General features: G+C 65.0%; 23 protein-coding genes and 1 tRNA gene. 13 read left to right on the top strand and 11 right to left on the bottom strand.

The genetic code is table 11. The features are described from left to right. Positions 1-11: 11 nt before the first annotated feature. Positions 12-87: transfer RNA gene (locus ACZK5G_RS01250), tRNA-Thr, on the top strand. A 127-nt stretch (positions 88-214) separates the two neighbouring features. On the opposite strand, the gene ACZK5G_RS01255 is transcribed toward ACZK5G_RS01250, so the two are convergent. The 3 genes from ACZK5G_RS01255 to ACZK5G_RS01265 all read right to left on the bottom strand — a co-directional run bounded on the left by ACZK5G_RS01255 (position 215) and on the right by ACZK5G_RS01265 (position 2,939). Next, complete coding sequence (locus ACZK5G_RS01255) at positions 215-1,066, bottom strand: hypothetical protein (RefSeq protein ID WP_478465059.1); 852 nt, start codon at positions 1,064-1,066, stop codon at positions 215-217. 121 nt (positions 1,067-1,187) lie between these two features. Further along, the gene (locus ACZK5G_RS01260) at positions 1,188-2,312 is read right to left on the bottom strand and encodes an XVIPCD domain-containing protein (protein WP_478465060.1); all 1,125 of its coding nucleotides are present in this window, start codon (positions 2,310-2,312) and stop codon (positions 1,188-1,190) included. Positions 2,313-2,339: 27 nt separating this feature from the next. After that, positions 2,340-2,939, bottom strand: a complete 600-nt coding sequence (locus ACZK5G_RS01265; protein WP_478465062.1) for a hypothetical protein — start codon at positions 2,937-2,939, stop codon at positions 2,340-2,342. 233 nt (positions 2,940-3,172) lie between these two features. On the opposite strand from ACZK5G_RS01265, the gene ACZK5G_RS01270 reads away from it, so the two are divergent. Both ACZK5G_RS01270 and ACZK5G_RS01275 read left to right on the top strand, forming a co-directional pair. Further along, positions 3,173-3,460, top strand: a complete 288-nt coding sequence (locus tag ACZK5G_RS01270) for a type II toxin-antitoxin system RelE/ParE family toxin (RefSeq protein WP_010486984.1) — start codon at positions 3,173-3,175, stop codon at positions 3,458-3,460. A 58-nt stretch (positions 3,461-3,518) separates the two neighbouring features. After that, positions 3,519-3,821: an addiction module antidote protein gene (locus ACZK5G_RS01275; RefSeq protein ID WP_478465065.1), complete on the top strand. Its 303-nt coding sequence runs from the start codon at positions 3,519-3,521 to the stop codon at positions 3,819-3,821. A 57-nt stretch (positions 3,822-3,878) separates the two neighbouring features. Here the strand turns inward: ACZK5G_RS01275 and ACZK5G_RS01280 are convergent, their stop codons facing one another. Beyond that, a complete protein-coding gene (locus ACZK5G_RS01280) occupies positions 3,879-4,202 on the bottom strand; it encodes a hypothetical protein (RefSeq protein WP_478465067.1) in 324 nt (107 codons plus the stop codon). A gap of 80 nt (positions 4,203-4,282) precedes the next feature. Continuing rightward, the gene (locus ACZK5G_RS01285) at positions 4,283-4,690 is read right to left on the bottom strand and encodes a hypothetical protein (RefSeq protein WP_121505132.1); all 408 of its coding nucleotides are present in this window, start codon (positions 4,688-4,690) and stop codon (positions 4,283-4,285) included. Between the two features lie 581 nt (positions 4,691-5,271). Here ACZK5G_RS01285 and ACZK5G_RS01290 point away from each other — a divergent pair. After that, positions 5,272-6,216 (top strand): ankyrin repeat domain-containing protein, encoded by a 945-nt coding sequence (locus tag ACZK5G_RS01290; protein WP_478465069.1) that lies wholly within the window; start codon positions 5,272-5,274, stop codon positions 6,214-6,216. A 17-nt stretch (positions 6,217-6,233) separates the two neighbouring features. Here ACZK5G_RS01290 and ACZK5G_RS01295 read toward each other — a convergent pair whose 3' ends face one another. Next, positions 6,234-6,581 (bottom strand): hypothetical protein, encoded by a 348-nt coding sequence (locus tag ACZK5G_RS01295; protein ID WP_478465070.1) that lies wholly within the window; start codon positions 6,579-6,581, stop codon positions 6,234-6,236. A gap of 132 nt (positions 6,582-6,713) precedes the next feature. On the opposite strand from ACZK5G_RS01295, the gene rocF reads away from it, so the two are divergent. The 3 genes from rocF to ACZK5G_RS01310 all read left to right on the top strand — a co-directional run bounded on the left by rocF (position 6,714) and on the right by ACZK5G_RS01310 (position 8,359). Next, complete coding sequence (gene rocF / locus ACZK5G_RS01300) at positions 6,714-7,634, top strand: arginase (RefSeq protein ID WP_049462319.1); 921 nt, start codon at positions 6,714-6,716, stop codon at positions 7,632-7,634. Positions 7,635-7,796: 162 nt separating this feature from the next. Next, positions 7,797-7,934: an entericidin A/B family lipoprotein gene (locus tag ACZK5G_RS01305; protein WP_008266021.1), complete on the top strand. Its 138-nt coding sequence runs from the start codon at positions 7,797-7,799 to the stop codon at positions 7,932-7,934. A gap of 203 nt (positions 7,935-8,137) precedes the next feature. Further along, complete coding sequence (locus ACZK5G_RS01310; protein WP_004153772.1) at positions 8,138-8,359, top strand: CsbD family protein; 222 nt, start codon at positions 8,138-8,140, stop codon at positions 8,357-8,359. A 73-nt stretch (positions 8,360-8,432) separates the two neighbouring features. Here the strand turns inward: ACZK5G_RS01310 and ACZK5G_RS01315 are convergent, their stop codons facing one another. Further along, the gene (locus ACZK5G_RS01315; RefSeq protein WP_478465072.1) at positions 8,433-9,233 is read right to left on the bottom strand and encodes a hypothetical protein; all 801 of its coding nucleotides are present in this window, start codon (positions 9,231-9,233) and stop codon (positions 8,433-8,435) included. A gap of 108 nt (positions 9,234-9,341) precedes the next feature. Here ACZK5G_RS01315 and ACZK5G_RS01320 point away from each other — a divergent pair, with 108 nt between their 5' ends. From ACZK5G_RS01320 to ACZK5G_RS01335, 4 genes are all read left to right on the top strand, one after another. Next, complete coding sequence (locus tag ACZK5G_RS01320; RefSeq protein WP_478465074.1) at positions 9,342-10,634, top strand: tryptophan--tRNA ligase; 1,293 nt, start codon at positions 9,342-9,344, stop codon at positions 10,632-10,634. A 169-nt stretch (positions 10,635-10,803) separates the two neighbouring features. After that, positions 10,804-11,106: a hypothetical protein gene (locus tag ACZK5G_RS01325; protein WP_164080611.1), complete on the top strand. Its 303-nt coding sequence runs from the start codon at positions 10,804-10,806 to the stop codon at positions 11,104-11,106. A 156-nt stretch (positions 11,107-11,262) separates the two neighbouring features. Continuing rightward, positions 11,263-12,195 carry an MBL fold metallo-hydrolase gene (locus ACZK5G_RS01330; RefSeq protein ID WP_032128178.1) on the top strand — a complete coding sequence of 311 codons (933 nt, stop codon included), beginning with the start codon at positions 11,263-11,265 and terminating at the stop codon, positions 12,193-12,195. 105 nt (positions 12,196-12,300) lie between these two features. After that, on the top strand, positions 12,301-13,953 hold the full coding sequence (locus ACZK5G_RS01335; RefSeq protein ID WP_336684606.1) for a M28 family metallopeptidase: 1,653 nt from the start codon (positions 12,301-12,303) through the stop codon (positions 13,951-13,953). A gap of 126 nt (positions 13,954-14,079) precedes the next feature. Here ACZK5G_RS01335 and ACZK5G_RS01340 read toward each other — a convergent pair whose 3' ends face one another. Together ACZK5G_RS01340 and ACZK5G_RS01345 are read right to left on the bottom strand one after the other, a co-directional pair. Further along, positions 14,080-14,376, bottom strand: a complete 297-nt coding sequence (locus tag ACZK5G_RS01340) for a hypothetical protein (protein WP_100435675.1) — start codon at positions 14,374-14,376, stop codon at positions 14,080-14,082. 67 nt (positions 14,377-14,443) lie between these two features. Next, positions 14,444-15,778: an MFS transporter gene (locus ACZK5G_RS01345; protein WP_010486964.1), complete on the bottom strand. Its 1,335-nt coding sequence runs from the start codon at positions 15,776-15,778 to the stop codon at positions 14,444-14,446. A gap of 223 nt (positions 15,779-16,001) precedes the next feature. Between ACZK5G_RS01345 and yedA the strand changes: the two genes are divergently transcribed. Next, complete coding sequence (gene yedA / locus ACZK5G_RS01350; RefSeq protein ID WP_032128174.1) at positions 16,002-16,907, top strand: drug/metabolite exporter YedA; 906 nt, start codon at positions 16,002-16,004, stop codon at positions 16,905-16,907. Continuing rightward, positions 16,904-17,800 carry an EamA family transporter RarD gene (rarD, locus tag ACZK5G_RS01355; protein ID WP_032128173.1) on the top strand — a complete coding sequence of 299 codons (897 nt, stop codon included), beginning with the start codon at positions 16,904-16,906 and terminating at the stop codon, positions 17,798-17,800. The genes yedA and rarD overlap by 4 nt, the downstream gene beginning before the upstream one ends. A 118-nt stretch (positions 17,801-17,918) precedes the next feature. Here the strand turns inward: rarD and ACZK5G_RS01360 are convergent, their stop codons facing one another. Together ACZK5G_RS01360 and ACZK5G_RS01365 are read right to left on the bottom strand one after the other, a co-directional pair. After that, positions 17,919-20,744, bottom strand: a complete 2,826-nt coding sequence (locus ACZK5G_RS01360) for a TonB-dependent receptor (protein WP_478465076.1) — start codon at positions 20,742-20,744, stop codon at positions 17,919-17,921. 426 nt (positions 20,745-21,170) lie between these two features. Beyond that, positions 21,171-22,493: an ABC transporter permease gene (locus ACZK5G_RS01365; RefSeq protein WP_279912844.1), complete on the bottom strand. Its 1,323-nt coding sequence runs from the start codon at positions 22,491-22,493 to the stop codon at positions 21,171-21,173. Between the last annotated feature and the right edge of the window lie 9 nt (positions 22,494-22,502).

The following is a 22,502-nucleotide window of genomic DNA, read 5'->3' on the forward strand; positions in this document are numbered from 1 at the left end:
GCACCACCCATGCCGCTTTAGCTCAGTTGGTAGAGCAACTGTCTTGTAAACAGTAGGTCATCCGTTCGATTCGGATAAGCGGCACCACATGAGAAGCGCCGAAACGCGTTGGAAATGGCGGTTTCAGTAAAAAAGGCCAGAGCGGCGCGCTGGCCCATTCGCGATGATCGGGGAAACGACCCTTGGGCTCAGGTTCTGGACGGGGCCAATGAGGCTACCGAAGCCGATTCATCTCGCGTCTGATCTGCTGACAACGTTGCAGCATCAACTTGCCGGGTGGAGTTCCAAGCCGGATGCCTCCGCCCGCCAGCAACGGATAGATTTCCAGCCGCACGCGATAGGCTTCCTGCGAGGAGTAGCGTACGGCCTGATCGCCGGACGCGAGAGGGGCCCCCGGCAAACCTTCTTCCGTGATGAAGCCGTTGATCTGAAGTTGCGCGCATAGGCCCGCGTAGTAGGCGCTTCTTTCGTCCAGCGCTCGGGGATGCTTTGTAGCATGGCCCAATGCATGAACGCTCTCGTGCGCAACCAGATCAACGAGATTTGCGAAGGTCCGGTGTTGATCGCCGTAGACCGGTGACACAAGCGCGAGCGTCCTGCCCGTGGCAAAGCGGCCAAGCGACCTTGCCCGCGCTACCGCAGAAGTGCCTTCCTGTACAAGAAGGATCCGATAGCTATTCGATGCTGCCGGTATCCATGACTCGGATGAGGCAGCCGCCGCATCGACACGTGCACAAGCCTCTTCGGCGTCAATCGTAAGCCCATCCGCGATCTGTAGGTTGATCGTCCGCTCGGTGTTCGCGCAGCGGACGAGATAAGTCGTGCCTACGGCGTCCTGACCAGGAAGCATGGAAGCCGTGTAGAAGTAGCGAAGAGGGCCTAGAGGGACGGAAACAACTTCAGTATATCCAGCTGAGGCAACCCCTTTCGGAAGTGCGGTAGTCGCGCAGCCTGAAAGAACAATGGTGCAGACGCTGACCAGGAAGATTGCGATTGTGTGCATCTTGTCCCCATACGAAAACGGGGCTGATGCCCTCGCTCCAGCCAACAGCGTCAGTTGTTCCACGGCAACCAGGTCATCCGTTCGATTCGGATAAGCGGTCCCCCCATGTGTCGGCGCCACTTTGCAATGCTACAGGCGCTTGCCGGGTGGTTCGAAAGGCGGCACACCCAGCGCCTCGGCAGTCTTACCTTGAGAACGATGGCCCATCCTGCGCATGAACCTGCTGCGCTGATGGCTGTTCAAGATTTACTGCCAACGCCTCAGCGCGATGAAGTGATTCTGCTTCAGATGTGCGAAGCGCGTCCATCGTATTCATGGTTCCACGGCGTTGGGCAGGATCGTCCATCGCTCCCTCGACGATGAATACTTTCTCGCCACGTGCAAGGGACTCTGTCGGGTTGTTCAATACAACGTGGTCAACTCTTGCAAGCCCTTGCTCCTTCGCGAGTACCAACAGACTCGCGGACATGCGCTGGCTCGACTCATCCCACTGCTTCCCGCTCTCGGCGTCCAGGCGTTCCACACCTGCTCTTATCTGCCTATAGAGAGAACGGTCAGCATCGCCGAGTTCAGCTACTGAGGAAGCTGCTCGTTGCATTGAGGGTGAGTCGTCGGCGACCACGGCGTCTCTTTCCGCAGCCGAAGTGCGCTCGGCGTCAAATTGTGGCTCGGGCCTACGTCGACGCTGCGTGGGTGCTATGTGCTGATCATAGTGCGCGCCATAGTAAAGCTCGTATGTCGCATGAGGACCAACAGAAGGAGCCTCCGTCTTGAACACGTCAGCGATCTGACTTAGTGCTTGGTTACGGTTGATCTGCCCTGCCTCGAGTTTCGCGGCAATGGCTCCATACCGCTGGGGGCGATCGCCTGTGCCCGACACGCCAATGTTCGGTCCTCCGGCTGCGGTGATTTCACGCTGGACCTGGACATTGCTGAGCGTGGCAGCTGCTTCTCCTCGCAGCGAGGTGTTCACAAAGGACTGCTTAGACGCCCGATCTGGTTGCTCGGTGAAGAGATGATGCCCAACTTCATGAGAAAGAGAACGTGCGATTCTGGAGCCTTGCCCGATGGCGTTCTCGTCAATGACGATCTTCACGCCGGGAACAAGATAGGTGCCGCCACCGGCTGGCCCCCATTCGACACCCAGGTTGTCGTGATCAGCCTGTGCAAGACCCGCTCGAAGTGTTGGGGATTTGGTCAGAAGCGGTACCAGCGAAGGATCAACCAAAGGCGAAGCCGGACGATGTGTGGCCCCTGGTCGGCCACTCTCCTGCGGCTGTGACAGTGCAAATTCTTCAGCACGCTCCATGGTGCGGCTCCTTCGCAATGACAGGGATCAGCGCTGACTGATCGATACGTAGGTCAGCGTCTTGTGGTCAAGGGAGAGCCCGAGTACAACCTTGGCACTGTTCACCTGAGCAGACCAGTAAGGGCGGGAATCAGGCGCATCCGGATGGGGTGGATACATGGCGGATTCCTCCCAGATGATTTCCCCGAGCGCGATGCTCGGTGGGGCGACCTCAAAGACCAAGGTCGCGTGCGTAGGATCGTCGGCAGGACTTCTCAGCGTGATGTTCTGGATCTCAAGTCCGCCCAGCATGCCGCGTTCTGCGGTCCGCTCGTCCCTCAAGCCTTGTCGAGTCGGTTCTCCCAGGTGTGTGTGGAGCTGTTCATTCAACGCGTCGACATCATCAAAACGCACCTTGGTCAAACGCTCGATGTCGTTCTTGAATCGCTCCATACCAGTTTCACTCCCTGATTCGACGGACTGTCTTTGATTCAGATGATCTGATGGGGTCGGTGGCGCGGCGCTCGAACATGCTGCCAGCACAAGCGCCGGAACAGCGATCGCGAGGCGACGACGCGCTGCGATCCAGAGGCGGCGCCGAAGTCCGCGTTTTGATGAAGAAGCGCATTTCTCGACCCATGCATTCATGAAAGCATCTCGCGCGCCAATGTCACACTCTTGAATCTAGCACAGCATTTTGTGAGTGCGGATCGGGTCCGCGTGCACAATGAGCTACTGAAAACGCACCCGATTCCACCTTCCAATTTGAGAGAAGGGGGCGTCGGCTGCGAGGGAAGGAGCACCAGACGGAAGGCCGAGCACAGCTCCATGCGCGCATTCCCGATAGTTGAAGGACTGTAGCCAGTAGGCTACAGTCCTCCATGAAGATCCAGCGTACCCGTCAGTTCGCGACATGGATTGACGCTCTCAAGGACGTAACCGCACGCGCTCGCATCCTGGCCCGTATCGGTCGGCTCGCTGAAGGCCATCCCGGTGATCACCGCTATCTGGCGGATGGCGTTTCTGAATTGCGTATCGATGCAGGACCGGGTTACCGCGTGTACTACACCCAGCGCGGCAGGCAGTTGGTGATTCTCCTGGTTGGAGGCGACAAGGGTTCACAGCAGCGCGATATCGAGAAGGCCAGGGAGATTGCGCGTGCCCTGTGAGCATCGAACTGGCTGTAGGCGAAATGACTCAATACTGAAGTACCGGAGCTGTCCCATCATGGCCATCAAGAGAAAAGTCGAACTCAAATCATTTGATGTGGCCGAGCATCTTCGGTCGCCGGAGGAGATGGCGGCTTATCTCGACGCCTGCATCGAAGAAAGCGACGGTGATTCTGCATTTATCGCCAAGGCGCTCGGCGATATCGCTCGCGCTCAGGGCATGAGCAAGGTTGCGCGTGCGGCGGGCCTGTCGCGCGAGAGTCTGTATCGCGCACTGTCGGGCGAGCGCAGCCCGGATTTCGCGACCATCCTGAAGGTGACCCGGGCCCTGGGTGTGCGATTGCACGCCAGCGCTGTGTAAAGCATCAGGGCATTTCGCTCAAGCTCGGCGATCTCAGAAAGTCCGGCGCGAACAGGTTCAATCAAACCGGATGATGCGGATCAAGCCTCTTGTCGACGATCCGTCTCCGAAGGCGGCCAATGTGCCACAGGGGAACGTCTCCTTCGCACCTTCGTAATTGATGAATGAGATCGTGCAGTGTATCCGCGTGGCGGGACGGATTCGGGTGATGGCTCTGTCATTCAAGACGAAGCTATACCACATGAGTTCAGGACTCATGGAACGCGCCATGGGGCGTGCGGTGGACGCGATCATCTCGGCAACAGCGCCGCCACGCGAATCCACTTCGTCCAGCCGCAGCTCAACGAGGACAGGTTTCAGGTTTGGGTAGGGTGTGCTCATTCCAGCAGCGGGTCTGCCTGATTCGTTAGCCGGGGTTGCGACGCGTTGTACCTGCACGTTGGGGATCTCAGCATTCCCCATTACTGAGCCCCGCCCACCTGCAACGCCACATACTCCGCCAACCCCCGACAGGCCAATATCAGCCCTTCGCGCGTGCCATCGCCGATATCGTCTTTCTCTTCCCCGTCTACGCGCACGCGCTCAGCGGCGTGATACAGCTCCAGCAGCGACACCAGGCCAACCGCAGCGCGGTCCCGGCGTGCGGCGGCCACTGCCTGGCCGGGTGTGCTGGCGGGCCCCGTCCACGGCTGTCCGTCGGCGGCATCACCGGCGCGGATGCGCTGCAGGCAGCCGGGCAGATTGATCGGCGCGGGTGCCTCGTTCGCAGCGGCGAAGGCCGCTTCCAACGGCTGCGCCAGTTCCGGCGGCAGGCGCAGGGCGGCCTCGCCCAGGGTTGCGGTCAGGTAGGGGTGATGGGCGTTGGACATGCGGGCATCCTCGTCAGGAACAGAGGCGCCGCCACGATAGGGTGGCGGGCGATGCGTGGCTTCCAAGACCGGGTCAACGAATCGGCGGGCACGAGGCCCCCACGCACCGCCCGCCGTCGATCGGCTAACGGATTGCCAGCCGGCGTCGCACCTGGAAGGACGACGCCGGCTGGCAAGCGTATACATCGTTGACAACTCGGGCTTGGAAGTCCCGACCACCTTTTCAGGTGGCGATTCATCATGCGCACGCAGAATCACCGCCTGCCAGTCGTTTGTTTCGATGGCATCGGGCGATCCGAGAGGAAAAATGAATTATCGCGTTTGGCTTGTTCTGCGCAGTTGCATGGCAAAAGCGACATATCGCGCAGCGCTGGAACGTGCGGGCATATACCCCATCGCAGCGCAGCCACCTGCGCGCAGGGCGAAACAACGCGTAAAGCCAACTTAACTGACCGCACAGTTCACCCACCCGATCATCATAAGCGGCCAACGGCATCGTTGCTTCACATCGGCACAAAGTGGCCCCGGCGTTGCGACGGCACTAAGCTACCGGGCCTGTGCCAACCCCACGGAAGCCCCCCATGTCCCACCTCCTGGCCAAGGCGGCCGAACAACAGGATCTCGACCGTATCGATGCGCTGCTGGATGCCGGCGCGGACATCGAGTGGCGGCACAAAGGCACCGGACGCACGCCGTTGTTGTCGGCGGTGATCGCCGGAAAGGCTGACGCGGTGGCGCGGCTGCTGGACCGCGGTGCCAACATCGAGCATGCCTGCACGGCGGTGGGCTTTACCGCACTGGGATGGGCGACCGAGCGCAACGACGCAGACATCGGACGCCTGCTGATCGCGCGCGGCGCCTCGCTGGACGTGGCCTCGCCGGAACTGCATCGCACACCGCTGATGGTGGCGGCGCAGGGCGGTCATCTGCCGATGGTCGAGCCGTTGCTGGCTGGCGGTGCTGATGTTGCACGCGTGGATTTCGAAGGACGCAATGCGCTGTCGCTGGCCGAAGCGCGCGGGCATGCGGCTGTGGTGCAGTGCCTGCAGGCAGCGGGCGCACAGATGCCACCGGTGTTGGAGGAGGCGCCGCCGCTTGTGTGGCCTGAACCGGCCGCAGAAGGGGAACCGGCAGCCGAGGTGCGTGGCTATATGCTGGCCTGCCATGCGTGGGAAACGCGTGGTTACCGTGATGCCAAGGCCGGTGGAGACCTGCTCGGTAGTCCATCATTCCAACAGGAGCGCGCGAACATCCTTGCGGCCTGGTGTACCGACCGGAAGCGGGTGTATTCCACGGGCATGTCGGTGGGCAATCCGCCGGTGCACGTGCCGGAGGATCTGCTGGCCGCCGTCGGTCAGCCGACGGCCTCCAAGGCCGAAGTGCTGGTACGTGACCATGCACAGAAATCCCGCGCGCTACGTTACGAACGCCTGTTCGTGCTCAAGCGCGTGGCAGGGCAATGGCGGATCGACGTGCTGAAGAAGCGCCCGTTCCGCACCGAAGCGTGGTCGTCGGCGATTCTCTGAGCGCGACCCGCCGCGCGTCAGCCACACGTCTTCCGCAGCAATACCCACGCCAGCATCAGGGCGAACGTTCCGACCAAGGTCAGGCCGAACCACAGCGCGGCCACTTTTACGTTGCCGATCAACGCCGCCAGCATACGGTGCAGTTCGCTCTTCAGGATTGGATATTCAGCGTGTGCCTTGCGCAGACGCTGCCAACCCAACCCGAGGAATACCAGGGTCGAGAACGGCACCAGCAGGAGCGCCGTCTGGATCAACCAACCGTTCGGCGTCGCATCGACCGTGCTGTTCAACAGAACCGCAAAAAGGGCGATGGGCAGTGCCACGATGAAAAAGCGCGGCCAGGCGGTATTGATGAAGGGCGACATCGCAATCTTCCATGAGGGGCGGCTGGGTCCGCGCGGCATCATGCCATGCCAATGTCCTGCTGCACCGCCGCGAGTGGTGTCACACAGCTCTGGCTAGACTGTGCTTCTTTTTCCCCACCGCAGGAGGCACCCATGGCCCATCCCATCTCCGTATCCCTGATTGGCGTTCCCACCGACGTGGGTGCGGGCCATCGTGGTGCCCGGCTTGGCCCGGAAGCGCTGCGCGTGGCGGGCCTGCCGGAGGCGCTGGAGGCGCGCGGCGTGGACGTGCGTGACCTGGGCAACCTGGATGGCCCGCGCAACCCGTGGACCGCGCCGGTGGAAGGCTACCGCCACCTGGATGAAGTGGTGGCGTGGAACCATGCGCTGATGGAAGCCAGCTATGCCGAACTGCAGGCTGGCCGCATGCCGATCATGCTCGGCGGCGACCACTGCCTGGGCATTGGTTCGATCACTGCGGTGGCGCGCTGGTGCCGCGAACAGGGCAAGACCCTGCGCGTGCTGTGGCTGGATGCCCATTCGGATTTCAACACCAGCGACGTGACCCCGTCGGGCAACATCCACGGCATGCCGGTGGCCTGCCTGTGCGGCCTCGGCCCGGATGCGTTGACCCGCCTTGGCGGCACCGTGCCGGCGATCACCCCGGCGCAGATGCACCAGATCGGCATCCGTTCGGTGGACCCGGACGAGAAGCGCCTGATCAAGACCCACAAGGTGGATGTCTATGACATGCGCTACATCGACGAGAACGGCATGAAGCGCGCGGTGGAAGCCGCACTGGCCGGCATCGACGAGAACACCCACCTGCATGTCAGCTTCGATGTGGACTTCCTGGACCCGAGCATCGCGCCGGGCGTGGGCACCACTGTGCCGGGCGGGGTGAACTACCGCGAGGCGCAGCTGGTGATGGAGATGATCGCCGACACCGGGCGCATGGGTTCGCTGGACATCGTCGAGCTCAACCCCTTGCTGGACAAGCAGAATGCCACCGCCGAACTGGCCGTGGACCTGGTCGAAAGCCTGTTCGGCAAGTCCACCCTGATGCGTGACTGACGGCGCCGCCTGAACGGATCTGTGATCCGTTCACGCCCGCTCCACGCCACTGCCGCCAGATTGCACTTCACGCGGCGGTGGTGGGCATTGGCCTTCTCCCGCCGAGCGAAACAATCCCATCCGCGAATGAAGCGGTGTAGCGGCAAACCCAAGGAGAAGCCCATGAAGCGCGTAGTTGCCCTGATGCTGTTGTCGATGTTCTCGGTGGCCCTGCTGGCCGGCTGCAACACCATTGCCGGTGCCGGCAAGGACGTGCAGAAGGCGGGCGAGAAGGTCGAGGACACCGCGAAGGGCCGTTGAGCCCTGCACGGAACGGAAAGAGAAAAGGCCGGGGATTTCCCCGGCCTTTTTTTGCGCGTGCTTTTCGCTGCGTGCTGTCGAAGCGGAGTGAACCATTCAAGCAGGTGAGCATCTATTTCATTGCCGGTTGACCGGTATTCAACAGCCGCTGCGCGAAGCTGGAGCCACGGTAAGAACGCCGTTGCAACCAAGGACTCCCAGCAATGAACAAAGACATCATTTCCGGCAAGTGGTCGCAGCTGAAGGGCAAGGCCCAGGCCAAGTGGGGCGATCTGACCAACGACGACTTCGATGTGGCCGAAGGCAATGCCGAGTATCTGGCCGGTCGCCTGCAGGAACGTTATGGCTGGGCCAAGGACCGCGCGGAGAAGGAAGTGCGTGAGTTCCAGGACGCCGTGAGCAAGGACTACCCGGACTACAAGTAAGCACTTCGGTTTCCCCCACAACACAACGCCCGCACCGAGAGGTTGCGGGCGTTGTGTTGTCTGGGCGGTACGATCAGCGCGCCGGCGGGTCCGGCACGTAGCGGTTCGGGAACGCCTGAGGTTCGCGCGGCAGGCGCGACGGCGAATCCACCAGGATGCCGCGTGCGCGCAGGTTGCGGGCGCTGTCGTAACGCAGCTGCAGTACCTGTGCCGGGCTGCGGCTGGCGCGTTCGAAGTCGGTATCGCGCACCGAAGACTGCTCGCGTGCACCGTGGCCGGTGCCCAGCGCTGGCGCCTGCGACTTGTTGGCGTAGCCCTCGATGCGGCTGCTGCTGGCGCTGGCATCGGCCGACGCTTCCGCCGCCGGGGCTGGCAGCGGCAGGCCACGGCGCAGGATCGGATCCGGACGCCAGCGGCGCGCTTCCTCGAACACCGCTACGCCCACCACGCCGATGTTGTCCGGGCGGCCGGTGCGGCTGGCATAACTGCCGCTGGGGCTGCTGAACACGAACTGCGCCACTTCGTCCTGGCTCTTGCGCCAGCCGGTGATGTCGGCGCGCTGGCCGGGATTGAGCACGTAGCCGGTCTGCGAAGGATCGGCATCTTCGCCGGAGATGGCGTTGACGCCGTCCACCGACAGCACCACCAGCACCCGGCGCGGGCTGTCGTTGTACAGGCGCACGGCGTAGCGGTGGCCGCGTTCGCCGGCCACCCAGCGCTGGCCGTCGGCCGGGTAGGCGCGCAGTTCAGTACCGCGGTCGCGGTCGACCAGGGCCATGCGCACGGGGCCGCCCTCGTACACCGGCGGCGGCATCGGGGCCGGGCGGAAGCCGGCCAGGGGCAGGATCAGCAGCAGGGGCAGCAGGCGTTTCATCGGGCGTCTCCAGCGGGGTTGCGTGAATGAACGCGCCGCAGGCCCTGACGGGGTTGGTGGCGTGCAAGGTAAACTGGCCCCGTTCATCGAAGGTTACCCCACGCAGTCATGACGACCCGAGTCCTTACCGGCATCACCCCCTCCGGCACGCCCCACCTGGGCAACTACGTTGGCGCCATCCGTCCGGCCATCGCGGCCAGCCGCGCGCCGGGGATCGAGAGCTTCTTCTTCCTGGCCGACCTGCACAGCCTGATCAAGTCGCAGGACCCGCAGCGCACCCAGCGCGCGACCCTGGAGATCGCGGCCAGCTGGCTGGCCTGCGGGCTGGACCCGGAACACGTGTGGTTCTACCGCCAGAGCGACATCCGCGAGACCACCGAGCTGATGTGGTTCCTGACCGCCATCGCCAGCAAGGGCATCCTCAACCGCGCGCACGCCTACAAGGCGGCGGTGGACAAGAACCGCGAGGAAGGTGTGGACGAGGACGCAGGCGTCAGCGCCGGCCTGTTCATGTACCCGGTGCTGATGGCCGCCGACATCCTGATCTTCAAGGCCAACCAGGTGCCGGTGGGCCGCGACCAGATCCAGCACATCGAGATGGCGCGTGATTTCGCCCAGCGCTTCAACCACGTGTACGGCAAGGAGTACTTCCCGCTGCCGGACGTGGTGATCGACGAGCAGGTGGCGACGCTGGCGGGCCTGGATGGCCGCAAGATGAGCAAGAGCTACCACAACACCATTCCGCTGTTCGTGCCGCGCGAGGAGCTGAAGAAGCTGGTGTTCTCGATCCTGACCGACTCGCGCGCACCGGGTGAGCCGAAGGACACCGAGGGCTCGGCGCTGTTCCAGATGTACCAGGCGTTCGCCACCCCGGAACAGACCGCGGAATTCGCCAAGGCGTTCGCCGCCGGCATCAGCTGGGGCGATGCCAAGCAGCAGCTGTTCGAGCGCATCGACAGCGAGCTGTCGCCGCTGCGCGAGCGCTACAACGCGCTGATGGCCGAGCCGGAGAAGATCGAAGCGCTGCTCAAGCGCCGTGGCCAGCAGCTGCGCGAGCAGCTGGCGGCACCGCTGCTGGACGAGCTGCGCCATGCGGTGGGCCTGCGTGACCTGTCCACTGCGGGCGACATCGCCAGCGAGGACGCCGGCGTGGCCCGCGTGGCACCGCCGCTGTTCAAGCAGTACCGCGAAAAGGATGGCCGCTTCTACTTCAAGCTGACCGCCGGTGACGGCACGCTGCTGATCCAGAGCGAAGGCTTCGATTCGCCGCGCGATGCGGGCCAGCTGATCGCGGTGATCAAGCAGGCCGAGCAGGGTGACCAGCTGCAGAGCGAGCTGTTCAAGCTGGAAGCGGAAGTGGATGTAGTGCTGGCCGCACTGGCGGCGCTGCGAGCCGAATGATCGGTAGATGCCGACCTTGGTCGGCCCCGTTGAAGGGCGGATGCCGGCCAGCGGCCGGCACTACCACGGCATTTGCATAGGAAACGCCGGCCAGCGGCCGGCACTACCCGTGAACGAAGGTCATGGCATGATGTCCGCGCGCCTCCGGCGCGATGACATGGAGTCTGCGATGGCCTGGTTGTCGCTGCTGCTGTTCCTGCCCTGGTTCCTGCTGCTGGGCAGCCTGTACTGGCTGTTCCCGCGCCAGCCGCGTACCGCGCGGCGGCGCCTGTTCGACAGCACCACCCTGGTGCTCGCATTCGCGCTGAGCATCGTGTCGATGCTGTGGGGCTACCGCATTGGCGTGGTGCAGCCCGGCGCCGGCCCGATCTGGCCGCAGGTGCTGGCGGTGCTGTACGCCTACGGCGCGTTCCTGGCGGTGCTGGTGCTGGCGTTGTTGCTGCGGCCGCGGTTCGCATTGCGCCCCGGCTGATCGGTAGTGCCGGCCGCTGGCCGGCACATGCATTCTCCTGGCTATCCCGAGGTTGCCGGCCAGCGGCCGGCACTACCCGACCAAAGCCGCATCGAACCCGGGCTGCCCGCGCGCCTACCATGGGGGTCTGTTCCCGATCCTGCCAGGTGCGTGCCGATGACCGCCGACCCCAGCATCCACACCATCGATACCGGTTTCCAGCGCCCGGATTTCGACGCGGCGTATCTGATCGTTGAGAACGGCCGTGCTGCGTTCGTCGACTGCGGCACCGGCCTGTCGGTGCCGGCGATGCTGCAGGCGCTGGCGGATGCCGGCCTGGGCGTGGAGGCGGTGGACTGGCTGCTGCTCACCCACGTGCATCTGGATCATGCAGGCGGTGCAGGCCTGCTGATGCAGCAGTTGCCGAATGCGAAGGCGGTGCTGCACCCGCGCGGTGCGCCGCACATGATCGATCCGACCCGCCTGATTGCGGGTGCCACGGCGGTGTATGGCGCCGAAGAGATCGCGCGCAGCTATGGCCGCATCGAGGCGATTCCGGAGCACCGTGTGGTGGTGGCCGAAGACGGCCACCGCATCGACCTGGCCGGCCGCGAGCTGGTGCTGCTGCATACCCCGGGCCACGCGCTGCACCACTACTGCGTGTGGGATGCGCGCAGCCGCAGCTGGTTCACCGGCGATACGTTCGGCATCTCCTACCGCGAGCTGGACAGTGCGCAGGGTGCTTTCATCTTCCCCACCTCATCGCCGGTGCAGTTCGATCCGGAGGCGATGAAGGCCTCGATCCGGCGCATGCTCGATTACGCGCCGCAGGCGATGTACCTGACCCACTACGGTCGTGTGGAACAGGTGGAGAAACTGGCCGACGACCTGTTTGAGCAGATCGATGCGATGGCCGCCATCGGCCGCCAGTGCGATGGCCGACCGGACCGCCACCGCTGCCTGCTGGCCGCACTGCAGGCGCTGTACCTGGAACGCGCACAGCTGCATGGCTGTGCGCTGGACGATGCCGCGGTGACTGCAGTGCTGGCGATGGACATCGAACTCAACGCGCAGGGCCTGGCCTGCTGGCTGGACCGCATCAGCAGGTAGATCCACGCCATGCGTGGATGACGTGGGCCCAGGCTGCGCCGTGATGTCGCGACCACGTTACACTCTGGTGACTTCCAAGCTAGCCGTGGTACTGCCGTGAATCCGATGCGCGTGTTGCTGCTGTCGTCCTGCCTGTTTGTCGGTGGCCTGGCCCATGCGGCCAACGACCTGCCGGGTGGCGGTATCGATCCGCAGGCACTATCGCGCCACGTGCATGTGCTGGCGTCGGATGAATTCGAGGGCCGCGCGCCGGCCACCGAGGGCGAAGAACGCACGGTGCAGTACCTGATCGAGCAGTTCCGCAGCTACGGCCTGCAGCCGGGTGGCGTGGATGGCAGCTGGGTACAGCCGGTGCCGCTGGTGCGCGCACAGCTGGATGGCGCGGCCAAGGCCAGCCTGTCGCTGAAGCAGGGCAAGCGCGCGCTGGCCAACGGCGTGGACGTGACCCTGCAGAGCCTGCAGCCGCGCAAGCGCGTGCAGATCAAGGATGCGCCGCTGGTGTTCGTCGGCTACGGCATCGACGCGCCGGAACGCCAGTGGAACGACTACAAGGACGTGGACCTGCACGGCAAGATCGCCGTCGTGCTGATCAACGACGCCGATTTCGAAGCCGATGCGCCGGGCGCGTTCGACGGCAAGGCGGTGACCTACTACGGCCGCTGGACCTACAAGTTCGAGGAAGCCGCGCGCCGTGGCGCCGAGGGCGTGTTGATCGTGCACGAGACCGCACCGGCCGCCTATGGCTGGGCCACGGTGAAGAGCTCGGGTACCTCGCCGCTGTTCGACATCGAGCGTGGCCAGGCCGAGGCGATGGCCCAGCACACCCCGCTGCGTGGCTGGATGCAGCGCGAACTGGCCGAGGCGATCTTCGCCGACGCCGGCCTCGACTTCGATGCCGAGAAGCGCAAGGCGATGCGCGCCGACTTCCGCCCGGTGGCGCTGGACAATGCAAAGCTGAGCGTGGATTTCGCGCTCAAGCGCGAGCAGGTGGTGACCCGCAACGTGGTGGCCAAGCTGCCCGGTGGTGAACACGCCGACGAGGCGGTGATCTTCTCCGCGCACTGGGATGCCTTCGGCATCGGCCAGCCGGACGCCAAGGGTGACCGCATCCGCCGCGGCGCGATCGACAACGCCACCGGTGTGGCCACCGTGTTGGAACTGGGCCGGGTGTTCGCCGCCGGCCCGCAGCCGCAGCGCACGCTGTACTTCGTGGCCCTGACCGCCGAAGAGAAGGGCCTGCTGGGTGCCAGCTACTACGCCGCGCACCCGCTGGCGCCGCTGGACAAGACCGCTGCAGTGCTGAACATCGAAATGTTCAGCCCGGATGGCGCGACCCGTGACATCGCCTCGTGGGGCAAGGGCCGGGTGTCGCTGGAGGGTGACCTGGAGCGCGTGGCCAAGGCCCGCGGCCGCAGCTACAGCCCGGACCCGAACCTGGAAGCCGGCTTCTTCTACCGTGCCGACCACTTCGCCTTCGCCCGCCTGGGCGTGCCGGCGATCACCATCGGCCCGGGCCTGGACAAGCTGGACGGTGGGATTGAAGCCGGCCGCGCGCTGCGCGAGAAGTACTTCGCTGACTGCTACCACCAGGCCTGCGATGCCTGGACCCCTAGCTGGGACCCGAGCGGCCACGCCGCCGACACCCTGCTGGTCTACGACCTGGGCGCCGAGCTGGCCAACAGCCGCCGTTGGCCGACGTGGGAAAAGGAATCGGAGTTCCGCGGCGCGCGCGACAAGAGCGAAGCGGCCCGCCGTTGAGGTAGTGCCGGCCGCTGGCCGGCAACCTCATGAACCTTCGGAAAGAATGTGGAGTTGCCGACCAGCGGCTGGCACTACCGAAAGAGGTGGCGTTGCCGGCCAGCGGCCGGCACGCCCGGGTATTCGTCAGCGCCGGCGCAGCAGCTTCCACGCGCCCCAGCCACTGGCGGCGAGCGCTGCCAGATAGCACGCCACCATCGTGCGCAGTCCAACCGGCGACCCTGCATTGATGCCGCGATGCAGGCGCAGTTGCAACGAACTGTGGCCGCTGCCCAGGTCCACCGCCAGCTGCAGCGCCAGCGCGGCGCAGAACACCAGCAGGGCAATCCCGAATCCGATGCGCGGCCACGCGGCCTGTGCGTTGGGGCGGCGCAGCAGCCAGGCCAATGCCGTGGCTGCGGCCAGCGTCGCCGCGATCCACATCAGAGGCGTGGCGGGAGACGCAGCGGCCACCGGCAGTGCACCGGTGGCCGCGATCAGGGCAACGCGCTTACTTGCGGGTGCCGTCGAGCCAGTTCGGGCCCTTGTTGGTGAGGAAGAACACATAGACCACCAACGATACCGCGATCGTCGCGGTCACGTAGATGGCGAACCAGTCGACGTGGCCGGTCTTCAGCGCACCCTGGTACAGCAGCGGGGCGGTGCCGCCGAACAGCGAGTTGGCCAGCGCGTAGCCCAGGCCCACGCCCAGTGCGCGCACATGGGTGGGGAACAGTTCGGCCTTCACCACCGCGTTGATGGAGGTGTAACCGGTGAGGATGACGAACGCCATGGCCAGGGTCAGGAAGGCCAGGGTGGCGTCATGCTGGTGCGGCAGCTGGGTGATCAGGTACCAGCTGTACAGCACGCCGCCGACGCCGAAGAACACCAGCAGGGTCTTGCGGCCGATGATGTCCGACAGCCAGCCACCGACCGGCTGCAGCACCATCAGGAACGCCAGCACGCCCAGGTTGATCAGGGTGCCGGTCATCGGATCGTTGCCGGCGAAGGCGCTCTGGATCATCTTCGGGCCGTTCACCGAGTAGGTGTAGAAGGCCACGGTGCCGCCGGCGGTGATCAGGAAGCACAGCAGCAGCGGCCGCCACTGGTGCACGAACAGTTCGTACATCGAGCCGGACTTCTGTGCCTTGCCCTCGCGTGCGGCCTCGATGGACGACTCCGACAGCGACTCGTCCATGCCACGACGCAGCCAGAACACCACCACTGCTGCGATGCCACCGATGCCGAAGGCGATGCGCCAGCCCCACTCGGAGATCTCCGGCTTGCCCCAGAAGGTCAGCATCAGCAGCAGGGTCAGCTGGGCCAGCACATGACCACCGACCAGGGTGACGTAGTGGAAGGACGACAGGAAGCCGCGGCGGCCGGGAATGGCGGCCTCGGACATGTAGGTGGCGCTGGCACCGTACTCGCCACCGGTGGCGAAGCCCTGCAGCAGGCGCGCGAACAGCAGGATGACCGCGGCCCAGATGCCGATGCTGGCGGCGGTGGGGGTGATGGCGATCAGGAACGAACACAGCGCCATCAGCGTGACCGACACGGTCAGTGCCAGGCGGCGGCCATGGCGGTCGGCGAAGCGGCCGAAGAACCAGGCACCGATCGGGCGCATCAGGAAGGTCGCCGCGAAGATCGCCCACACGTACATCGTGGAGTTCTTGTCGTCGGGCGAGAAGAACTGCGATTCGAAGTACACGGCGAACACCGAGTACACGTAGACGTCGTACCACTCCACCAGGTTGCCGGCGGAGCCTTTGAGGGTATTGGAGATCGACCGCCGCAGGGCGGCGCGGTCGTTCGCGGGGACAGCAGGTTGGGACGTGGTGCTCATCTGGGTGGGAATCCTCGATGCGGCGCGTCCGTGCGCAGGGAAAACGGCGCCCGGCCTTGGGGCGGCGCGGCCGGGCAGCCCTCTTGGTACTGCATCGACCGTCAACACGGGGTAGCAGACCAGAGCAGGGTGCATGGATGGATGACAGCGTGCCACCGTATGGGGTCCCGGACCATACTCAAAACGTCCTAGAATCCGCCTTCCCCCGGCTCCCTGGTGTGTCATGTCGGCTCCCCCCTCTTCGTCTGCGGCTGCCCCCCGGGGTGGCCTTGTCGCGCTGGCACTGCTGCTGGTCTACGTGGTCTGGGGCTCGACCTACCTGGGCATCGCCAAGGCCCTGCACGGCGGCGCACTGCCGCTGACGATGGTCTCCGGCAGCCGGTTCATCATTGCCGGTGGTCTGATGTTCCTGGCCTTGCGCCTGTTCTGGAAGATGCCGAACCCGACCCTGCGGCAATGGCGCAACCTGGTCATCATGGGCGTGACCATGCTGGTGCTGGGCAACGGCATGGTGGTGCTGGCCGAGCGTGAGGTGTCCTCGGGCCTGGCCGCCACCGCAGTGGCCTCGGTGCCGCTGTGGATGGCGCTGTTCTCGGCGCTGCGCGGCCAGCACGCCAGCCGTGGCGAGTGGCTGGGCATCGCCATCGGCTTCCTGGGCGTGGTCTGGCTCAACGCCGGCAGCAGCCTGACGGCCTCGCCGACCGGGCTGGTGCTGCTGCTGATCGCGCCGATCGGCTGGGCCTTCGGTTCGGTCTGGGCACGCGGGCTGGATCTGCCGGGCCCGTTCATGACCGCTGCCGGGCAGATGCTCTGCGGCGGCGTGCTGCTGGTGCTGATCGGCCTGGCGGTGGGCGAGCGCCCGACCACGCTGCCCGATACCGGTGGCCTGCTGGCGATGGCCTACCTGTGCGTGTTCGGCTCCATCGTCGCGTTCACCGCCTACGTGTGGCTGCTGCAGAACGTGCGCCCCGCGCTGGCGGGCAGCTACGCGTACGTCAATCCGGTGATCGCGGTGCTGCTGGGCGCACTGCTCAACGGTGAACGGTTCGGCTGGCGCGACCTGTTGGCGATGGTGGTGATTCTTCTGGGTGTGGTGGTGCTGACGATGGCAAGGACGAGAAAGAAATGAGCATGGATGAGAAAGAACAACGCCGGGGCCTGCTGGTCACTGCGTCCACCTTCGTGATCTGGGGCCTGGTGCCGGTGTACTGGCACCTGCTCAACGAGGTGCCCTCGTTCCAGATCATCGCCCACCGCATCATCTGGAGCACCGTGCTGGTGCTGGGCTGGCTGCTGATCAGCTCGCGCCTGGGCTGGTGGCAGAAGATCGCCGCACAGCCGCGCGCGCTGCCGATCCTGCTGGTGTCGAGCCTGACCATCGCCTTCAACTGGGGCCTGTACATCTGGGCGGTCAACGCCGGCCATGTCATCGAGACCAGCCTGGGCTACTTCATCAACCCGCTGGTGAACGTGCTGCTGGGCGTGCTGGTGCTGAAGGAACGCCTGCGCCGCCTGCAGTGGGTGGCGGTGGCGATGGCGGCGGTGGGCGTGGCCTGGCTGACCATCGACGCCGGCACACCGCCGTGGATCGCGCTGGGCCTGGCCTGTTCGTTCGGCCTGTATGGCCTGTTGCGCAAGCTGGTTTCGGTCGACCCGGTGGCCGGCCTGGGCGTGGAAAGCATGTACCTGTTCCTGCCGGCGCTGGCCTTCGCGATCTGGGCCGAGAACGGCCATGGCGGCGCGTTCTTCCATGGCTGGGGCTGGCGCAACGACCTGCTGCTGATCTTCGGCGGCGCAGTCACCGCCGTGCCGCTGATCGGCTTCGCCTACGGCGTGAAGCGCATTCCGCTGTCGCTGGTCGGCATCCTGCAGTACATCGCGCCGAGCCTGCAGCTGCTGCTGGGTGTGTTCTTCTTCCACGAAGCGTTCGACACCGCCAAGGCGATCGGCTTTGCCGCGATCTGGGCCGGCCTGGTGCTGTTTGTCGGCGACAACATCCGCACGATGCGCGCCAAGCGCTAGCGCCGCGTCCGCTCGGCTGACACGTGTGCACAAAAAAGAGCGGCGCCCCGAGGGGCGCCGCTCTGCTTCCATCCACAGCCAGGAGAGAGTTGGCTGTGACGGGAACGCGGTTGCAGGCTTAGAAGCGCTGCTGGTACTTCATGTACATGAAGCGGCCGATGTCGAAGCCACCGTAGTAGGTGAAGCTGCTGTTCGGCTGGCTGTACATGATCGGACCCTGGTGGTTGAACACGTTGTTCACGCCCAGCGACACGGTGCCGTCCCACGGCAGGCTGTAACGCACCTGCAGGTCGTGGAAGGTGTTGGAGCCCACCTTGTTGGTCGGCGATGCACTGGTGTACGACGAACTGAAGCCCGGCAGGTTGCACTCGTCCATGTACGAGCACTTCTCCTTCATGCTGGAGTAGTAGCGCGCGGTCCAGCCGATGCCGAGGTCGCCGTACTGCCAATCCAGGTTGAAGGTCGAGCGGACGCGGAAGTCGCCGCCCCAGCTGGTGCGCTGCTCCACCGGCGTGGTCGCGGCGTTGTCGTTGCGCTGCTTCAGGTAGTCGGTGTAGGTGGTGTTCCAGTTGACGGCGAACTGGCCGAACGTGGTTTCCGGCAGGCGGTAACGCACGTTGATGTCATAGCCGGCGGTTTCGCGGAAACCGGCATTGACCAGCGAGCGGTCCAGGCTGTTGACCTGGCCGTTGCTGCCACGGGTGAAGCGGCCACAGGCGGCGTCCGAACCCTGCACATAGCACTGCTCGAGAATGCTGTTGGTGGTCTCGGAGACGATGGCGTTGTTGATGCGGATCTTCCACCAGTCGAGGCTGACATCCAGGCCGGCCACGAAGTCCGGGCTGTACACCAGGCCCACGGTCCAGGTCTTGGCGGTTTCCGGCTTCAGCGCCGCGTTGGAACCCGAGTTGAAGTCGACGGTCGACTGCTGGCCCGGCTTGGTGGCAACGGTGCCATCGCTGTTGAGCTGGCGGAAGTTGGCCGGCACCTTCAGCGCCTGGCAACGGGCAGCAACGGTCGGGCTGGTGGCCGCGGTACCGAACGAGGTATCGCACGGATCGGTGAACGAATCGCGGGTGCTGACGGTACCGCCGTACAGGTCATCCACGGTGGGCGCACGGAAGCCGGTGCCATAGGTTGCGCGGACCAGCAGGCTGTCGATCGGCTTCCACTTCAGGCCGAACTTGCTGTTGGTGGTCGAGCCGAAGTTGTTGTAATCCGAGTAGCGACCGGCCACGTCCAGCGACAGTTCGCGCGCGAACGGCAGATCGGCCAGCAGTGGCACCTGCAGCTCCAGGTAGACCTCGTTGAGCGAGTAGTCGCCACGGGTCGGCTGGCCGCTGGTGCCGGTAATCTCACCCTTCTGCACCCGCATGTCCGGGGTGTAGCTGGCTTCTTCGCTGCGGTGCTCGAAGCCCATCGCGCCCATGATGTCGCCGGCCGGCAGGGTGAACAGCGAACCGGAGATGTTGGCGCTGGCCACCTTGGTGGTGCTCTTCATCTTGTCGACGAAGCGGGCGAACAGGTAGTCCTGTACGTCCTGGTTGCTCAGCGAGCCAGGGCCGGTATAACCCATCGGCGCAGCCGGGTTCCACGGCACGCAGCCGGCGATCACCGCACCCGGTGAGCCGCAGCGGGCCACGTTGCCATCCATGAAGGACGGGCCGACGGCCTGGTTGACGTGCGGCTGGTACATGCTGCCGGTACCGATGCGCTCGCCTTCATTGCGGTTGTACATGTAGCTGACGTTCCAGTCCCAGTACCGCGAACCGGTTTCGAAGCTGCCTTCCAGGCCGATGCTGGCGCGCTTGGTCTCCAGATTGTTCTCGGTGCCGCGCGGCAGCTCCTCGGAGCGGTGCGCGAACAGCACATCCTGGCCCCACAGGTTGAACGTGCTGTCCTTGGACAGGGCGGCACGGCTGCCGTTGCGCGCCTGCGCGGCGCTGACCGAGTACGGGTAGCCGGCTAGCTGCTTGGTCGATTCGCGCTTGCTGTACAGCGCGTCGGCGACGATGCGCAGGTCGTCGGTGATCGAGAAGCCGCCGTTGGCGAACACCGAGGTGCGCTCCAGGCCGGTCAGCAGGCTCATGTTGGTCTTGCTGTTGGCACCATCGGCCGGATCCGGCGCGTGGAAGTTGCCCTTCTGGCTCGGATCGCCGCCCGGGCCCACGGTCAGGTTCTTGCCACCGACGGTGACGTAGCCCCACGGGGTGTTGCCGTTCAGGTTGTCGGTCGGGTGGCGCGGGCCGTTGGGATAGCGGCTGAACTCGCGATCCTTGCCCAGCACTTCGTCTTCCTTGGTGCGCTCAGCACCCACGGTGAACCAGCCGCGGTCGAAGGTCTTGCCGAAGGTGGCGCTGTATGAGCGCTTCTGGCCGTCACCCTGGCCGTACTGGCCGACATAGACGCTGGCTTGGCCACCGTCGAAGTTCTTGCGGGTAATGATGTTGACCACGCCGGCGATGGCGTCCGAGCCGTACAGCGCGGACGCGCCATCGGTCAGCACTTCCACGCGCTCGACGATGGCCGACGGAATCGAGGCCAGGTCGGAGTAGCCGCCGGCGCTGACGCCCATGCGGCGGCCGTCGATCAGCACCAGGCTGCGTTCCGGGCCGAGGTTGCGCAGGCTGACGTACATGCCACCGAAGTCGCGCGAGGAGGTCAGCGAAGACGCGCGGCTCATGCTCGGCGAACCAGCAGCGGGAATGTCCTGCAGGATGTCGGCGACGTTGACGTAGCCCTTCTTCTCGATCTCGGCGCGGTTGAGCGCGATCACTGGCTGTGCGGTCTCGACACTGGCCTGGCGGATGCGCGAGCCGGTGATTTCGATGCGGTCGAGGTTGGTGGGGGTATCGCCGGCGCTCTGTGCGAAGGCGGGGGTGGTGCAGCTGGCGGCCAGCGCGATGACGATCGCGTTGCGCAGCGGAGTGGTCTTCAGGGACATCCGTGAAATCTCGTGTTTCAGGAAAAACATGCGCCCGTTCTATGGGCGCGTGGGGTGCTGCAAACCAACGTGGGGGCGCGATTCTAGAATGTTTCCATTCGTAACTGTTTATCGCTGTGCCGCGGATGTGCGCGAAAATGAATCGCAACCAACAATCCACAGATGTGATGTGCGCAACGTCACGTGCGTTGCGTTGGCGATGGGCAGAGGCATCCATAGCGGCGGATTTCCCGCAATCTGTAGCATTGCGTGTGCGCAGGCATCCATCCACGCATGGCGTGGATCTACTGGACGTACTGGTTCATCACCCGGCCTGGCTGCATCGCCCTGGGTAGATCCACGCCATTCGCGGATGACGCGCAAGAAAAAGGGACGGAGCGTTCGCTCCGTCCCCTGCGCAATGCGCGTTGTATCGCTGCGTGATGCTCAGGTTTCGCGCAACGCCGTGGTGATGGGCAAACGCGCCGCGCGCAGCGCCGGGAACAGGCCGCCGACAAGGCCGATACCCAGCGCCCATTTCAGTCCGGTCCACAGCAGTTCCGGCGACACATGGAACTTGAAAACCACCGCGCTGAAGTTGCTGCCGATGGTGGACACGCTGTAGCCATTGAACAGCAGCCATGCCACCGCACACCCCAGCAGGCCTCCCAGCAGGGCCAGCAGCATCGTCTCCAGCATCACCGCCGTCACCACCGGCAGGCCGCGGAAGCCGATCGCGCGCATGGTGGCGATCTCGCGCGCACGCGTGGCGACCGCCGCGTACATGGTGTTGAGCGCGCCGAACACCGCACCGACCGCCATGATGGTGCCGATCACCTTGCCGAGGATGTCGATCAGCTTGGTCAGCCCGCCGCCCTGCTTGCTGTAGTAGACGCGGGTGGTTTCCACGTCCAGTTTCAGGCGCGGGTCGGCGGCGACGGCGGCCTTGAACTGCTCGAAGCCGGCCTTGCCATCGGTGCGCACGCTGATCGACTGCCACGCACTGCGCTGGTAGGTGGTGGCCAGCGTATCGGCGTCGGTCCACAGTTCCGAGTCATGCGCATCGCCGGTGGCGAACACACCCACCACGGTCCAGGTCTGGTTGCCCAGCGTCAGCGTCTTGCCCACATCCAGATCGCGGAACTGGCCCTTGGCGCCCTGGCCGACCACGATCTCGCGCAGGCCGGTGGCGAACGTGCGGCCTTCGACGATCTTGACCTTGTCATGCACCGCCCACGCCTGCGGGCCGACGCCGCGGAACTGCGCGTTGACGTCGGTGCCATCAGACTTCGATACCAGGTTGACCACCTGCGACAGCTCCGGTGACAGCAGCGGCCGGCCTTCGGCATCGCGGCTGATGCCGGGCAGGGTGGACAGCGTCGGCACCTGTTCGCGGGTGATGACCGAGTTGATTTCGGCCTGCGAGCCGCCGCGCAGCACGATGGCGGTGGTGTCATCGCCGGTGTTGTTGAGCGTGGCCTGGAAGCCTTCGCCCATCGCCAGCATCGCCACCAGCACGCCGACCACGCCAGCGATGCCGACCACGATCACCGAGGACGCGCCCCAGCGCTGCGGCAGGCTGGCCACGCCGATGCGGGTGGCGGCCAGTGCAAGTCGCCCACCGCGGGTCAGCAGCAGCCACAGTGCCACCAGCACGGCCACGGCCAGCACGCCGATCCACGGCAGGCTGATCCACAGCACCAGGCCGATCACCAGCAGCAGCACCGTCACGCCGTTGCCCAGCCACTTCTTGAGTTTGCTCTTGAACATGTCTGCGTT

Source organism: Stenotrophomonas sp. 62841_Sma, from assembly GCF_056482945.1.

Excerpts from the sequence above, each read along its gene's own strand:
- ACZK5G_RS01265 (WP_478465062.1), bottom strand. The coding sequence starts at position 2,939 with ATGAATGCATGGGTCGAGAAATGCGCTTCTTCATCAAAACGCGGACTT.
- ACZK5G_RS01270 (WP_010486984.1), top strand. The coding sequence starts at position 3,173 with ATGAAGATCCAGCGTACCCGTCAGTTCGCGACATGGATTGACGCTCTC.
- ACZK5G_RS01305 (WP_008266021.1), top strand. The coding sequence starts at position 7,797 with ATGAAGCGCGTAGTTGCCCTGATGCTGTTGTCGATGTTCTCGGTGGCC.
- ACZK5G_RS01260 (WP_478465060.1), bottom strand. The coding sequence starts at position 2,312 with ATGGAGCGTGCTGAAGAATTTGCACTGTCACAGCCGCAGGAGAGTGGC.
- ACZK5G_RS01340 (WP_100435675.1), bottom strand. The coding sequence starts at position 14,376 with ATGTGGATCGCGGCGACGCTGGCCGCAGCCACGGCATTGGCCTGGCTG.
- ACZK5G_RS01330 (WP_032128178.1), top strand. The coding sequence starts at position 11,263 with ATGACCGCCGACCCCAGCATCCACACCATCGATACCGGTTTCCAGCGC.
- ACZK5G_RS01325 (WP_164080611.1), top strand. The coding sequence starts at position 10,804 with ATGGCCTGGTTGTCGCTGCTGCTGTTCCTGCCCTGGTTCCTGCTGCTG.
- ACZK5G_RS01335 (WP_336684606.1), top strand. The coding sequence starts at position 12,301 with ATGCGCGTGTTGCTGCTGTCGTCCTGCCTGTTTGTCGGTGGCCTGGCC.
- rocF (WP_049462319.1), top strand. The coding sequence starts at position 6,714 with ATGGCCCATCCCATCTCCGTATCCCTGATTGGCGTTCCCACCGACGTG.
- ACZK5G_RS01275 (WP_478465065.1), top strand. The coding sequence starts at position 3,519 with ATGGCCATCAAGAGAAAAGTCGAACTCAAATCATTTGATGTGGCCGAG.
- ACZK5G_RS01360 (WP_478465076.1), bottom strand. The coding sequence starts at position 20,744 with ATGTCCCTGAAGACCACTCCGCTGCGCAACGCGATCGTCATCGCGCTG.
- ACZK5G_RS01295 (WP_478465070.1), bottom strand. The coding sequence starts at position 6,581 with ATGTCGCCCTTCATCAATACCGCCTGGCCGCGCTTTTTCATCGTGGCA.
- ACZK5G_RS01310 (WP_004153772.1), top strand. The coding sequence starts at position 8,138 with ATGAACAAAGACATCATTTCCGGCAAGTGGTCGCAGCTGAAGGGCAAG.
- ACZK5G_RS01280 (WP_478465067.1), bottom strand. The coding sequence starts at position 4,202 with ATGAGCACACCCTACCCAAACCTGAAACCTGTCCTCGTTGAGCTGCGG.
- ACZK5G_RS01285 (WP_121505132.1), bottom strand. The coding sequence starts at position 4,690 with ATGTCCAACGCCCATCACCCCTACCTGACCGCAACCCTGGGCGAGGCC.
- ACZK5G_RS01345 (WP_010486964.1), bottom strand. The coding sequence starts at position 15,778 with ATGAGCACCACGTCCCAACCTGCTGTCCCCGCGAACGACCGCGCCGCC.
- yedA (WP_032128174.1), top strand. The coding sequence starts at position 16,002 with ATGTCGGCTCCCCCCTCTTCGTCTGCGGCTGCCCCCCGGGGTGGCCTT.
- ACZK5G_RS01320 (WP_478465074.1), top strand. The coding sequence starts at position 9,342 with ATGACGACCCGAGTCCTTACCGGCATCACCCCCTCCGGCACGCCCCAC.
- ACZK5G_RS01365 (WP_279912844.1), bottom strand. The coding sequence starts at position 22,493 with ATGTTCAAGAGCAAACTCAAGAAGTGGCTGGGCAACGGCGTGACGGTG.
- ACZK5G_RS01290 (WP_478465069.1), top strand. The coding sequence starts at position 5,272 with ATGTCCCACCTCCTGGCCAAGGCGGCCGAACAACAGGATCTCGACCGT.
- rarD (WP_032128173.1), top strand. The coding sequence starts at position 16,904 with ATGAGCATGGATGAGAAAGAACAACGCCGGGGCCTGCTGGTCACTGCG.
- ACZK5G_RS01315 (WP_478465072.1), bottom strand. The coding sequence starts at position 9,233 with ATGAAACGCCTGCTGCCCCTGCTGCTGATCCTGCCCCTGGCCGGCTTC.